Genomic DNA, 13,754 nt, shown 5'->3' on the forward strand with positions numbered 1-13,754 from the left:
ACACCCCCAACTTCCAGTTCGCAAGACTTGATAGGAGTCGCTGAAACCATGGCGGTCTCAGTAACACTGCCCGCGCTGGGCGAGAGCGTTTCCGAGGGCACCGTCACCCGTTGGCTGAAGGCCGAGGGTGAGCGCGTGGAGGTCGACGAGCCGCTGCTCGAGGTCTCCACCGACAAGGTCGACACCGAGATCCCGGCCCCGGCCTCCGGCATTCTGGCCTCGATCAAGGTCGGCGAGGACGAGACCGTCGAGGTCGGCGCCGAGCTGGCGATCATCGACGACGGCTCGGGCGCCCCGGTCGCCGCGCCGGCCCCGGCCGCCGAGGCCGCTCCGGCCGCCCCGGCTGCTCCGGCTCCGGTCGCGGAGGCCCCGGCCGCCGCCCCGGCTCCGGTCGCCGAGGCCCCCGCCGCCGCTCCGGCCGCCCCGGCCGCCCCGGCCGGCGACGCCACCCCGGTGCTGCTGCCCGCGCTGGGCGAGAGCGTGTCCGAGGGCACCGTCACCCGCTGGCTGAAGGCCGAGGGCGACACCGTCGAGGTCGACGAGCCGCTGCTCGAGGTCTCCACCGACAAGGTCGACACCGAGATCCCGTCGCCGGTCGCCGGCACGCTGGTGAAGATCCTGGTCGGCGAGGACGAGACCGCCGAGGTCGGCGCCCAGCTCGCGCTGATCGGTGCCGCGGGCGCCGTCGCCGCGGCCCCGGCCGCCGCTCCGGCCGCCCCGGTCGCCGCTCCGGCCCCGGCTCCGGCTGCCGCCCCGGCTCCGGTCGCCCCGGCTGCCCCGGCCCCGGTCGCCGCCGCTCCGGCCGCCCCGGTCGCCGCTCCGGCTCCGGTCGCCGCCCCCGCCGCCCCGGCCCCGGTCGCCGCTCCGGCCCCGGTCGCCCCGGCTGCCCCGGCCGCCCCGGTGGCCGACGCCGGTGACGCCTACGTCACCCCGCTGGTGCGCAAGCTCGCCGCCGAGCACGACGTCGCGCTGTCCTCCGTCACCGGTACCGGTGTCGGCGGCCGCATCCGCAAGCAGGACGTCCTGGCCGCCGCCGAGGCCGCCAAGGCCGCCCAGGCCCCGGCCCCGGTCGCCGCTGCTGCCCCGGCCGCCGCGCCGAAGGCCGCCGCCGCGCCGTCCGCCCTGCGCGGCCAGACGGTCAAGATGACCCGCATGCGCAAGGTCATCGGCGACAACATGCTGAAGGCCCTGCACGAGCAGGCGCAGCTCACCAGCGTGGTCGAGGTGGACGTCACCAAGATCATGTCGCTGCGCGCCAAGGCCAAGGACGGCTTCCTCGCCCGCGAGGGCGTCAAGCTCTCCCCGATGCCGTTCTTCGTCAAGGCCGCCGCCCAGGCGCTGAAGACCAACGCGGTCGTCAACGCCCGGATCAACGAGGCCGAGGGCACCATCACCTACTTCGACACCGAGAACATCGGTATCGCGGTGGACTCGGAGAAGGGTCTGATGACCCCGGTCATCAAGGGTGCGGGCGACCTCAACATCGCCGGTATCTCCAAGAAGACCGCCGAGCTGGCCAGCAAGGTCCGCGACAGCAAGATCACCCCGGACGAGCTGTCCGGCGCGACCTTCACCATCAGCAACACCGGTTCGCGCGGTGCGCTGTTCGACACCGTCATCGTGCCGCCGAACCAGGTCGCGATCCTGGGCATCGGCGCCACGGTCAAGCGCCCGGTGGTCATCGAGGCCGACGGCGGCACCGCCATCGGCATCCGCGACATGACCTACCTGTCGCTCTCCTACGACCACCGCCTGGTGGACGGCGCCGACGCCGCCCGCTACCTGGTGGCCGTCAAGGAGATCCTGGAGGCCGGCGAGTTCGAGGTCGAGCTCGGCCTGTAAGGCCCCGGGAGACCGACCCGGCAGCACCGGAACCCCGCACCGTCCCCGGACGGCGCGGGGTTCCGCGCGTCGGGGCCCGGGGCCGGGGGCTTCGCGCCGTTCCGGGTTTTTCGCGCGGTTCCGGGTGATTCACCCGTTCTTCGCATGCGCGCGTGCGCCCGAACAGGGATGCTGGAGCGGTGATGGACGAGACCGACTTCTGGCTGATCATCGACGAGACCCGGGAGGCCGCCGAGGGCGACCCGGACGAGCAGGCGGACCGCCTGGTGGAACGGCTCGGCGAACTGACGCCGGACGACGTCATCGACTTCGCCCGGCTCTTCGAGGCCCGCTTCCAGCGCGCCTACCGCTACGACCTGTGGGGCGCGGCGTACCTGCTGCTCGGCGGCGCCTCCGAGGACTCCTTCGACTACTTCCGGTGCTGGCTGATCGGCCAGGGCCGGGAGGTCTTCGAGGGCGGCCTGCACGAGCCCGACGACCTGGCGGACCTGCTGCCCGGGTTCGACGAGGAGGAGGACGGCGAGGCCGAGGACCTCGGCTACGCCGCCGACGAGGCGTACGAGCAGCTGACCGGGCTGCCGCTGCCCGAGGTGGGCGGGCGGCAGCCCGTGCGGCCGTCCGGGGCCGTCTTCGACTTCGACGACCCGGACGTCATGGCGAAACGGTTCCCCAAGCTCTGGGAGCGGTACGGGGATTGAGGGCGCCCGACACCGTGCGCGGCCGGCGGCTCAGGTGTTCGAGCCCGCCGCCGCGCTGGTGTCCTGCTTGATGCCCTTGAGGATCTGGTCCAGCACCGAGGGGTCGGGCGCGCCCGCGGCGTCGTCCACCCCGCCCTCGAAGGCCACGTAGCCGCCGCCCTTGGCCGGCACGGCCGCCAGCAGGATGTAGCCCTTGCTGCCGTCCGAGGTCACCACGTGCCAGCGCACCGCGTAGCCGGAGATGCCCGCGACGGTGGTGCTGGAGGAGCCCGCGTCGGTGTGCGAGGTGATGTCGGTGAAGATCGCCGCCGCGTAGGCCGGCATCGCCGCCTCGGCCGCCGCGCGGGCGGTGGTGCCGGAGATGGTGTCCTTCTCCACCGAGAACTGGCCGCGGATGCAGTTGCCGCCGCCGGGGCAGGTGTACTGGCCGGTGCCGAGGAAGACCGTCGAGTGCGAGCCGCTGGTGTTCGCCTCCCAGCCGTCGAAGACCGGGACGGTGATGGCGTGCTGCGGGTCCGCCACGGTGTCCTTGAGCTGCGGGGTCGGGCGCGGCGGTGTGGTGGGCGGCGGTGAGACCGGCCGGGTCGTGGTCGGGGACGGTGCGGTCGCGGTCGGGCTCGGGGTGTCGGTCACGGTCACGGTGGTCACCGGCGGGGTCGGGCCGGCGGACGGGCCGTCGCCGCCGCTGTTCAGCGCGACGGCGGCGATCACGCCGACCACGGCCAGGACCGCGACCCCGATGCCGACGGCCGTGCCGGTCTTCATCCGGTTCGGCCGGGAGGGCGCCGGGTAGGCGGCCGGCGGATAGCCGTAGGCCGGCGGGTTCTGCGCCGGGTAGCCGTAGCCCGGCTGCCCCTGCTGCGGCGCGCCGTAGCCGTAGGAGGGCGGCGGGGACCCGGCGGGCTGGCCCGGGCTCTGCCAGGAGACCTGTGTCGGGGCGTCGGCAATCGGGCCGCCGCCCGCCTGGACGGGGCGCACGTCACTGGTCCAGGCCGTACCGTCCCACCAGCGCTCATGGCCGGCCGTGCCGTCCGCACCCGGAACCGGGTACCACCCGGGAGGCGTCGAGTTGCTCACGGCAAGACCGTACCCGGCCGGGTGACCCTCCAGACAGGCCGGGTCTGTCACGACTCTGCACCACGCCGGTACCGACTCTGACGGTTCGTCGGCCATCGGTCCGGGTGGTGCGGCTCGCCCCGCCGGGGCTCAGCCGGTGAGGCGGCGGGCCATCCAGACGTCGTCGACGTACGCGCCGTCGATCAGGAACTCCTCGGTGAGCGTGCCCTCGACCACGAAGCCGCAGCGCGCGTAGAGGGCGCGGGCCGGGGCGTTGTGGCCGAGCACCCGCAGGGTGATCCGGCGGGCGCCCTGGTCACGGGCCACCCGGCAGGCCTCCTCGACCAGCGCGACGCCGATGCCCCGGCCGCGCGCGGAGGTGTCGACCGCCAGGCCCTGGATCTGGCGGACGTGCTGGTTGCTGGGCAGCGGGGTCGGCGGGACGACGCGGACGTAGCCGACGATCCGGCCGTCGAGCAGGGCGAGGTGGACCTGGTCCGGGGTGTGGCGCTCGTCGAACACCCCCGCGTCCTCGGCGGGACGCGCGCTGACGTCGGCCACCGGGGTCCAGGTGGCGCGGTTGAGGACGGCGAGGTCCTTCTCGTCCTCGGCCCGTGCGGGACGAATGATCAGATCGTCGGATTTGCGCATGCGCGGCATGCTAACGAGGCCGCGCGCGGACGTACACGGATTTTCCCGGGCCGCACGCGGTCCGCGCTCCCCCGGCCCCGGCCGCCCGGCTGCGAGGATGGGCGCATGAGAATCGCGGTCACAGGATCCACGGGACTGATCGGCTCGGCCCTCGTCGACTCGCTGCTGGCGGACGGGCACCAGGTGGTCCGGCTGGTCCGGCACCGGTCGAGGACCGGGCCGCGGCCGGACGGCACCACCGGCATCGGCTGGAACCCGCTGCTGGGCCAGGTCGACCTGGCCGGGCTGGCGGGCGCCGACGCGGTGGTGCACCTCGCGGGCGCCGGCGTGGGCGACCGCCGCTGGAGCGAGGGCTACAAGCGCGAGATCCGGGAGAGCCGGGTGCTCGGCACCGAGACCCTGGCCGCCGCGCTGGCCAAGCTGGCCGAGCCGCCGAAGGTGTTCGTCAGCGCCTCGGCCGTCGGCTACTACGGCCAGACCGGGGACCGGGTGATCGACGAGTCCTCGCCCGCCGGGGACGACTTCCTGGCCGAGGTCTGCGTGGAGTGGGAGGCCGCCGCCGGGCCGGCCGAACGGGCCGGGATCCGGGTGGTCCACCCGCGCACCGGGCTGGTGCTCTCCGCGGCCGGCGGCGCGGGCGGCCGGCTCTTCCCGCTGTTCCGGCTGGGCCTCGGCGGGCGGCTCGGCGACGGCCGGCAGTACTGGAGCTTCATCTCGCTGGCCGACGAGGTGGCCGCGCTGCGCTTCCTGATCGACCGGGAGGACGTCAGCGGGCCGGTCAACCTGACCGCGCCGGAGCCGGTGACCAACGCCGAGCTGACCAGGGCGCTCGGGCGGGCGCTGCGCCGGCCCACGCCGTTCCCGGTGCCGAGGGCCGTCCTGGACGCCGTGCTGGGCGAACTGGCGGTCGAGGTGGTCGGCAGCCACCGGGTGGTGCCGCGCCGGCTGCTGGACGCGGGCTTCCGGTTCGAGCACCCGGACGTCGACGCGGCGGTGCGGGCGGCGCTCTGAGGACGGGCCGGGGGCTCTCCGGGGCCGGGCGCGCGCTCGCGCCCGGCCCCGTCGCGTAGGCGCACTACGACGTTCACCCTGGCCAGGGGCATATGCCGGGCGGAGTCCGGGTGACGGCCGGAAGGGGCTCCGGGAGGGGGCGCACGGGAGCACGTGGTGGGCGCGTCGCGCGCCCCCGGTGACCGTGTGCGCCCGCCGGGCCGGGTCGCGGCCGGATCGGCGCACAGTCCGTGACGGCACCCGCACCGGATGCGGCCACTCCCCTTCCCGACCCGGATCGGGACCGGTGCGCTTGTCTGACCCTCACACTGACGGGGCATCACACCGGTCGGACCGTGTCCCAGCACCCCGCTGCCTGCGCCGGCCCGAAACATCCGGGACCAGGGAGGGAGCCACCCGTGCCCACGTACGACTTCATCCGCCGCGCCCGACGACAGTCCGACCCGGACATCGTCGTGGTGGGAGCCGGCCTCGCGGGCCTCGCCGCCGCCCGCGTGCTCACCGGCCGCGGCTTCGCCGTCCAGGTCCTGGAGGCCGCGGACCGGATCGGCGGCCGCGCCGCCTCCCACGAACTGGACGGCTTCCGACTCGACCACGGCAGCCATCTGCTGAACACCGCCTTCCCCGAGCCGCCCCGCGTGCTCGACCTCGACCGCCTCGACCTGCGCCCGCTCGCCCCGGGCGTCCTGGTGCACAACGGCGGGCGCCGGTACCGGGTCGGGGACCCGCAGCTGACCACCGCCCGGCAGGCCGCCGCCCGGGCACCGCTGGGCAGCCCGCTGGACAAGGCGCGCCTCGGCAGCTGGCTCAACCGGCTCGCCGCCACCCCGCCGGCCCGGCTGAAGGCCCGGCCGGAGACCACCGCCGCGCGGGCCCTCGGCGAACGCGGGCTCGCCCCGCGCACCGTCGACGGCCTGTTGCGCCCGTTGCTCGGCGCCCTGCTCAGCGACCCCGCCCTCGGCACCAGCAGCCGGGTCGCCGACCTGGTGCTGCGCTGCTACGCGCGCGGCCGGCTCTGTCTGCCCGCCGGGGGGATCGCGGCCGTGCCGGCCCAGCTGGCCGCCGCCCTGCCCGCCGGCACCGTCCGCACCGGGGTGCGGGTCACCGCGATCGAGGCCGACGGCGTGGAGACCGCCGGACACGGGCGGATCGGCGCCCAGGCCGTGATCGTCGCGACCGACCCGCGCTCCGCCGCCGAGCTGCTGCCCGGTCTGCGGCTGCCCGACTTCCACCCCGTCACGACCTTCTACCACGCGGCCGACCGGGCCCCCCTCGGCGAGGCCGCCCTGCTGCTGGACGGCGACCGGCCGGGCGGGCGACCCTCGCTGGTCTCGCACTCGCTGGTGCTCAGCGAGCTGCACCCCTCGTATGCCCCGCCCGGGCAGGCCCTGATCGCCACCACCGTGCTCGGCCGCCGCACCTTCGACGCCGGCGGTCCGGCCGCGCTGGAGCCGGCCGTGCGCGCCCGGCTCGCGGAGCTGTACGGCACGCCGGCCGGCGGCTGGCAGTTCCTGAGCGTGCGGCACCTGCCGGACGCGGTGCCCGCCATGCCGCCGCCGCACAACACCCGGCGGCCGGTGCGGCTGCTGGCCGGGCTCTACGTCTGCGGCGACCACCGGGACACCAGCAGCGTGCAGGGGGCGCTGGTCTCCGGACGGCGCGCGGCCGAGGCCGTGGCACGCGACCTCGGGCGGCCGGCCACCGAACCGGAGGCGGCGGCCGCCTGACCCTCCCGCCCGACCCTCCCGCCGACGCAGGGCACGCGGTCCGTCACGGGTCCGGCTGCCGGGCCGGTGACGGACCGCGTGCCAATATGCCGATATGACCGCTGATCGGACGATTCCCGCCACCCCGCCGGACGCCGCGTGAGCGGCGGGACCGACGTCCAGCCGCTCGCGCTGATCCTGGTCCCGGCCGCCGCGGTGGCCGCTCCGCTGCTGGCCGACCGGCTGCTGCGGTGGATCGCCGTCCCCACCGTGGTGTTCGAGATCCTGCTCGGGGTCCTGATCGGCCCCGACGTCCTGGGCTGGGCGCACGTCGACGTCCTGGTCGACGCGCTCTCCCGGTTCGGCCTGGCCATGCTGATGTTCCTGGCCGGCTACGAGATCGACTTCGCCCGGCTGCGCGGCGGCCCGCTCCGCCGCGCCGGCACCGCGTGGCTGATCACCGTGGTGGCCGCGCTCGTCCTCGGCGCGCTGGTCAACCCGGACCCGCTGGACGGCGCCTTCGCCGGGCTGGCACTCACCACCACCGCGCTCGGCACCATCCTGCCGGTGCTGCGCGACGCCGGGGAACTGCCCACCCCGTTCGGCTCGCTGGTGATGGCCACCGGGGCGGTCGGCGAGTTCGGGCCGATCATCGCCGTCGCCGTCCTGCTCAGCGGCAACACCCCGGCCCGCACCGCCGTCATCCTGGCCGCCTTCGCGGTGATCACCGCCCTCGCGATCGGCGGCGCCCGGCGCCCCCGGCCGGCCTGGATGACCGGGCTGATCCGGCGCACCCTGCGCACCTCCGGCCAGTTCGCCGTGCGCACCGTGATCCTGGTGCTCGCCACCATGGTGGCCGCCGCGCTCTGGCTGGAGCTGGACATGCTGCTCGGCGCGTTCACCGCCGGCATCGTCTCGCGGCAGCTGCTGTCCGACATCCCCCGGCACGCCGAGGAGGTCATCGACGCCAAGCTGGAGGGCATCGGCTTCGGCTTCCTCGTGCCGGTGTTCTTCGTGGTCAGCGGCATGGACTTCGACCTGGACGCGCTGCTCGGCGATCCGGGCACGCTGCTGCTCCTGCCGGCCTTCCTGCTCCTGCTGCTGGTCCTGCGCGGACTGCCGGCCGCGCTGCTCGCCCCCACCGGGCTGGGACGGCGCGACCGGGCCGCGCTCGGGCTGTACGGCGCGACCGCGCTGCCGCTGGTCGTGGTGATCACCACGATCGAGGTGGACGCCGGCCATCTGTCGTCCTCGACCGCGGCCGCGCTGGTCGGCGCGGGCATGCTCTCGGTACTGCTGTTCCCGCTGAGCGCGCAGCGGCTGCGCGGGGACGTCCGGCCGCCGGCCGCCGTCGGAGGCGGCCGGCCGCGGGTGAACGCCGAGAGCTGGTGAGACCTCGGGCCGACGGGGACCGGGTCGGCGGGGACCTGGGGGCCGGTCAGATCACCCCCGCCTGGCGGGCCGTTTCCTCGAACGCGCGCGCCACCGCGCTGCCCCGGTACGGGGTGAGCCGGCGGTGGAAGTCGCGCACGTACTCCAGCGACCGGGCCGAGCGCATCTCGCCCGCCGCCCGCAGCGCGTCGGTGGCCATGCCGCAGGCCTCGTCGAGGTCCCCCATGCCGAGCCGGGCGGTGGCCAGCACCAGCCGGCAGAAGATCCGGCTGCGCGCGTACGCGGGCGAGCGCAGCCGCAGCGACTTCTCGGCGTGCTGGGCGGCCGTCCGCCACTGCTGGAGGTCGCGGTAGCAGTGCGCGAACTCGTCGGAGAGCTGCGCCTCGTCGAAGAACCGCGCCCAGGAGGGCAGCTCGTCCCCGGTCCGGACGGCCGCCAGCGCCCGCTCGGCCCGGACCAGCGCGGTGGTGCAGGAGCGGACGTCGCCGAGCAGGCCGTGCCCGCGCGCCTCGGCGGCGTGCAGCAGCGCCTGGACGGTCGGCGGCACCGCCGTGCCCACGCCCTGCTGGGCGACCCGGGCCAGCTGGACGGCCTCCCGGCCGTGGCCGAGGTGCACGGCCTGCTGGCTCATCGTCACCAGCACGTACCCGCCGAGCGCGCGGTCCCCGGCGGCCTGGGAGAGCCGCAGCGCCTGGACGAAGTAGCGCTGGGCCAGGCCGTGCGCGGCGATGTCGAAGGACGTCCAGCCGGCCAGCCGGGTGAGGTCGGCGACGGCGCCGAACAGGGCGCGGCCGATCTGCTCGCCGTAGCGGCCGCGCAGCATCGGCTCGGCCTCGCTCTCCAGGTAGCGCACCAGCGCCTGGCGGGCGTGGCCGCCGCCGTAGGCGTGGTCCAGCGCGCGGAACAGGTCGCCGACGGCGCGGATGGCGGCGATGTCGCCCCGGCCGACGCGCAGCGCGGGGCGCTGCTCGCGGCCCTGGTCGTGGAAGGGCGGCTCGACGGCGATCGGCGGGCGGCGGCTCTGGGTGGGCACCCGGGCGCCGAGCGCGGCCGGACCGGCGGCGCCCGCCGTCGGGGCGGTGGCGGCGGGGCCGGACCGGCCGACCGGGGCGCCGGCCGCACCGCGCGGCACGGGACCCGCGGCCGGGCCGGGCGGTCCGGCGGGCGGTGCGCCGGTTCCGGGGTCGGGCCGGGCCAGGGTGGAGCCGTCCCTGGCGACCCGCTCGTCGGTGCGGCCGATCAGCCAGTCGCGGCTGGGCACCACCAGGCCGGCCGGGGTGAAGGCGATCCGGCGCAGCTCGGACTGCGGCCCGTTGTCCTTGCGCCACATGCTCGCGACGATGTCCACCGCCTCCTGCGGCGTCTCGGCGAACTCCAGGCCGGCGTAGACCGGGGCGCAGGCGTCCAGGCCGAGGTCCTGCGCGGTGAGGCGGCGGCCGAGCCGGCGGGTGAACACCTCGGCGATCAGCGCCGGGGTGGCACCGCGGGGCTGCTGGCCGCGGAGCCAGCGGGTGACGGAGGTCTTGTCGTAGCGCAGGTCGAGGCCGTGCTCCAGGCCGAGCTGGTCGACCCGGCGGGCCAGGCCGGCGTGCGAGAAGCCGGCCTCCTCGATCAGCGCGGCGAGCTGGAGGTTCTGGGTGGTGGTGGCCGACGTGTGCCGCTCGGGCGTGTGGCGCTCGGCGGCGTGCCGCTCAGGCGTGTGCCGCGCCGGCGCGTGCCGGTCGGCGGGTGTGGCCTGCTCGGGCAGCCGGAGGTCCTCGGCGGCGGTCGGGGCGTCGGGGGCGTCCGGAAGGGCCCGGCCGACCGGACCCCGGTGCTGGTCGAGCGGGTCGAGCGGTCCGTACGCCGGGCTGTCGGTTGCAGGCCTTTGGGGCATAGTCAGTCAACACCTCTCGGACGCCGCACCGGCTCCACCAGCGGTTCGGCTGCCTGTGGCGACGCCCCCTGTCGGGAATCGGCGTGAATGTAGCGAGCATTCGGGCGCTATGGGTGGTTCTGACCGAGCAATCCTCCGAACGGGTGAAGCATCCGCGCCCATTGTGGGGAAGAGACCTCAGGATGGGTTTGGCTTGCAGGGCGTCCGCCGACCATCGACTGTGATGGCGGGGAACACCACAGTTCAGCGGGGTGCTGTAGGGGGCCGCCACATAGGAGCGCGGCCGTCGGATTCCTACCGTTCTCGGCCATGGACACCACTTCAGCCCGCCCGCTCGACGGCCGCACCGCCCTGGTCACCGGAGCCGCCTCGGGCATCGGCCGGGCCTGCGCCGAGGCCTTCGCCGCGGCCGGCGCCCGGGTCTACGTCGTCGACCTCGCCGCCGGCCCGGCCCGCAGCCTCGCCGAGCGGATCGGCGGCGTCGCGCACGTCGCCGACCTCGCCGACCCGGAGGCGGTGGAGGCGCTCCCGGCCGACGCCGACATCGTGGTCAACAACGCCGGCCTCCAGCACGTCGCCCCGGTCCACGAGTTCCCGCTCGAGCGCTTCACCCTGATGCAGCGGGTGATGGTCGAGGCGCCGTTCCGCATCCTGCGCCGCACCCTCCCGCACATGTACGCGCGCGGGTGGGGCCGGGTCGTCAACGTCTCCTCCGTGCACGGGCTGCGGGCGAGCCCCTTCAAGTCCGCCTACGTGACCGCCAAGCACGCCCTGGAGGGCCTCAGCAAGACGGTCGCCCTGGAGGGCGCCCCGCACGGCGTCACCAGCAACTGCATCAACCCCGGCTACGTCCGCACCCCCCTGGTCGAGCACCAGATCGCCGACCAGGCCCGCACCCGCGGCATCCCCGAGGACGAGGTGGTCGAGCGCGTCTTCCTCGACCGCACCGCCGTCAAGCGCCTCATCGAGCCCGCCGAGGTCGCCCAGCTGGCCCTCTACCTCTGCCTCCCCCAGGCCTCCTACATCACCGGCGCCTCGCTCCCGCTGGACGGCGCCTGGACGGCCCACTGACGCGGGGCCCCGCCGCCGCCGACGGCGGTCCGCGGTGGTGGGGCCACCGCCCACTCCGTGCCACAGGGATATGTGCCCAGGCCATATGGTCCGGGTGTCCCGCGCCTCCTGCCTTGTGGCGACGCGCTCTGCCCCCGGCCCGGAAGTGGTGAGCCATGACGGCCGCTGTCCCGGATCTGGCCCAGGGACGTTCGGTGCTGTGCGGGCACGAGACCCGCGGGCACGACCTGGCGGAGGTGGAGGCGCCGGCGGGGCAGGGCGAGGCGGGTGCGGTACCGGCGGCCGGCAAGACGGCGACGGCCTGACGGTCCGCCCGCCGGTCGGCGCGCGCCCCCGCGTGCGCGCCGACCGGCTACGGCCACCCGGGCCGAGCAGCTACGATCTCGCTTCCCTCCCCCGGGCACGTACACCCACTGTCGATGGGCGGCCGCACCATGAACGACCTCCACACCAGCTCGGCACCCGCGCTCCGCCGCCTGCTGGACCTGCTCGCCTCCGGCGCCGCCACCGAGGACTTCGCCGACGTGCTCGCCGACGCCCGCCGGCAGGGCGCGCCGGCCGCGGTGCTGAGCGAGATCGACGACGCCACCTGGCAGGCGCTGCGGGTCCACCGGACGATGCGTCAGCACCGGCGCCGGGAGGCCGAGCTGACGGCGCTGTTCGACACCGCCGGCGACCTCGCCGCCTCCCGGGACCTGGACGCGGTGCTGCAGGCGATCGTCCGCCGGGCCCGGATGCTGCTGGGCACCGACACCGCGTATCTGACCCTCCCGGACGAGGCCGCCGGCGACACCTACATGCGGGTCACCGACGGCTCGGTCTCGGTGCTCTTCCAGACCCTGCGGCTCAGCCTCGGCGACGGCCTCGGCGGCCTGGTCGCGCAGACCGCCCGCCCGTACGCCACCCACGACTACCGCACCGACGAGCGGTTCCACCACACCGGCAGCATCGACGCGGGCGTGCTCGACGAGGGCCTGGTGGCGATCATCGGCGTGCCGCTGCTGCTCGGCGGCCGGGTGATCGGCGTGCTGTTCGCCGCCGACCGCTCGCCGCGGGCCTTCTCCCCCGACGAGGTCGCGCTGCTCTGCACGCTGGCCGCGCACGCCGCGATCGCGCTGGACACCGCCAAGTCGCTGGCCGACACCCGGGCCGCGCTCGCCGAGCTGAACAGCGCCAACGAGCTGATCCGCGCCCACTCCGCCGCCGTCCAGCGCGCCGCGCAGGGCCACGACCGGCTCACCGACCTGGTGCTGCGCGGGGCCGAGGTGCCGGACGTCGCCGCGGCGGTGGCCACCCTGCTCGGCGGCGAGATAGCCGTCCTGGACGCCGAGGGCGAGCCGCTGGCCGGCCGGGCCGCCGCGCCGGGCACCGGGCTGGCCGAGGCGGCGGCCGCGTCCCGGGCGGAGGGGCGTTCGGTGCGCCACGGCGAGGCCTGGGTCTGCGCGGTGCTGGCCGGGCAGGAGCAGCTCGGCACGCTGGTGCTGCGCGGCCGGCCGGACCTCGACGACGCCGACCGCCGGCTGTTCGAGCGGGCCAGCGTGGTGACCGCGCTGCTCCTGCTGCTGCGGCGCTCGGTCGCCGAGACGGAGAACCGGGTGCGCGGCGAACTGCTGGCCGACCTGCTGACCGCCCCGGACCGGGACCCGGCCGGGCTGACCGCGCGCGGCCGCCGACTGGGCGTCGACCTCGGCCGGCCGCACCTGGTGCTGGTCGCGGAGCCGGGCGACGCGCGGGACACCGGTGCCCGCTCCCGGCTGGCGGGCGCGGCCGGGCGGTACCTGTTCGGCTCGCGCGGCATCAGCGCGGAGCACGGGGAGGCGGTGGTGCTGCTGGTCCCGGGCGGGGACGGCGGGCCGGGCGGCGGGGCCGCGAGCGGGAGCGGCGACGGCAGCGGGAGCGGCAGTGGTGCGGGGGACGCCGCGCAGCGGGCCGCCGGGCAGGCGGCCGAGCGGCTCGCCCGGCTGGCCGGGTTCCCGGTCACCGTGGGCGCCGGGCGGCCCGCCGCGGGGCCGGTGGCGCTGGCCGCCGCGTACGCCGAGGGGCTGCGCTGCGTCCGGGCGCTGCGGGTGCTCGGGCGCTCCGGCGAGGGCGCCTCGGCGCGGGCGCTCGGCTTCCTGGGCGTACTGCTCGGCGACGGCCACGACGTGGCGGGCTTCGTCCGCGCGACGCTGGGCCCGCTGCTGGAGTACGACGCCCGGCGCGGCACCGAACTGGTCCGCACCCTGCGCGCCTACTTCGACTGCGGCGGCAGCCTCACCCGGGCCAAGGACGAGCTGCACGTCCACGTGAACACCGTGGTGCAGCGGCTGGACCGGGTCGAGGTGCTGCTGGGCCGGGACTGGAACGCCCCGGAGCGCTCGCTGGAGCTCCAGCTGGCGCTGCGGCTCCAGCTGCTGTCCGGCCGGTGAGCGGGACCCTGACCGCGAGAGGGGCCCGGCCGGTTCTCCGGCG

11 protein-coding genes are annotated in these 13,754 nt (G+C 76.0%); 8 read left to right on the forward strand and 3 right to left on the reverse strand.

Features of this window, described 5'->3' with window-relative positions:
• Positions 1-48 precede the first annotated feature (48 nt).
• Together sucB and ABT093_RS22230 are read left to right on the forward strand one after the other, a co-directional pair.
• The gene (sucB, locus tag ABT093_RS22225) at positions 49-1,842 is read left to right on the forward strand and encodes a 2-oxoglutarate dehydrogenase, E2 component, dihydrolipoamide succinyltransferase (RefSeq protein ID WP_350566812.1); all 1,794 of its coding nucleotides are present in this window, start codon (positions 49-51) and stop codon (positions 1,840-1,842) included.
• A 182-nt stretch (positions 1,843-2,024) separates the two neighbouring features.
• The gene (locus ABT093_RS22230; protein WP_350566815.1) at positions 2,025-2,540 is read left to right on the forward strand and encodes a DUF4240 domain-containing protein; all 516 of its coding nucleotides are present in this window, start codon (positions 2,025-2,027) and stop codon (positions 2,538-2,540) included.
• 30 nt (positions 2,541-2,570) lie between these two features.
• Here the strand turns inward: ABT093_RS22230 and ABT093_RS22235 are convergent, their stop codons facing one another.
• Positions 2,571-3,617: a DUF2510 domain-containing protein gene (locus ABT093_RS22235; RefSeq protein ID WP_350566818.1), complete on the reverse strand. Its 1,047-nt coding sequence runs from the start codon at positions 3,615-3,617 to the stop codon at positions 2,571-2,573.
• Positions 3,618-3,746: 129 nt separating this feature from the next.
• Positions 3,747-4,247, reverse strand: a complete 501-nt coding sequence (locus ABT093_RS22240) for a GNAT family N-acetyltransferase (RefSeq protein ID WP_350566821.1) — start codon at positions 4,245-4,247, stop codon at positions 3,747-3,749.
• A gap of 105 nt (positions 4,248-4,352) precedes the next feature.
• Between ABT093_RS22240 and ABT093_RS22245 the strand changes: the two genes are divergently transcribed.
• The 3 genes from ABT093_RS22245 to ABT093_RS22255 all read left to right on the forward strand — a co-directional run bounded on the left by ABT093_RS22245 (position 4,353) and on the right by ABT093_RS22255 (position 8,356).
• Positions 4,353-5,258 (forward strand): TIGR01777 family oxidoreductase, encoded by a 906-nt coding sequence (locus tag ABT093_RS22245; RefSeq protein WP_350566824.1) that lies wholly within the window; start codon positions 4,353-4,355, stop codon positions 5,256-5,258.
• 398 nt (positions 5,259-5,656) lie between these two features.
• Complete coding sequence (locus ABT093_RS22250; protein WP_350566827.1) at positions 5,657-6,985, forward strand: FAD-dependent oxidoreductase; 1,329 nt, start codon at positions 5,657-5,659, stop codon at positions 6,983-6,985.
• 138 nt (positions 6,986-7,123) lie between these two features.
• Positions 7,124-8,356, forward strand: a complete 1,233-nt coding sequence (locus tag ABT093_RS22255) for a cation:proton antiporter (RefSeq protein ID WP_350566830.1) — start codon at positions 7,124-7,126, stop codon at positions 8,354-8,356.
• Between the two features lie 46 nt (positions 8,357-8,402).
• On the opposite strand, the gene ABT093_RS22260 is transcribed toward ABT093_RS22255, so the two are convergent.
• Positions 8,403-10,232 (reverse strand): NsdA family TPR-like regulatory protein, encoded by a 1,830-nt coding sequence (locus tag ABT093_RS22260; protein WP_350566833.1) that lies wholly within the window; start codon positions 10,230-10,232, stop codon positions 8,403-8,405.
• 309 nt (positions 10,233-10,541) lie between these two features.
• On the opposite strand from ABT093_RS22260, the gene ABT093_RS22265 reads away from it, so the two are divergent.
• From ABT093_RS22265 to ABT093_RS22275, 3 genes are all read left to right on the forward strand, one after another.
• The gene (locus ABT093_RS22265; RefSeq protein WP_350566836.1) at positions 10,542-11,303 is read left to right on the forward strand and encodes a 3-hydroxybutyrate dehydrogenase; all 762 of its coding nucleotides are present in this window, start codon (positions 10,542-10,544) and stop codon (positions 11,301-11,303) included.
• 155 nt (positions 11,304-11,458) lie between these two features.
• Positions 11,459-11,608, forward strand: a complete 150-nt coding sequence (locus ABT093_RS22270; protein WP_350566839.1) for a hypothetical protein — start codon at positions 11,459-11,461, stop codon at positions 11,606-11,608.
• A gap of 129 nt (positions 11,609-11,737) precedes the next feature.
• Positions 11,738-13,711, forward strand: coding sequence for a helix-turn-helix domain-containing protein (locus ABT093_RS22275; protein WP_350566919.1), 1,974 nt, complete (start codon positions 11,738-11,740; stop codon positions 13,709-13,711).
• Positions 13,712-13,754: the final 43 nt, after the last annotated feature.

The sequence above is a fragment of the Kitasatospora sp. NPDC002551 genome (assembly GCF_040296005.1).
In the GTDB taxonomy this organism is placed as follows: Bacteria; Actinomycetota; Actinomycetes; order Streptomycetales; family Streptomycetaceae; genus Kitasatospora.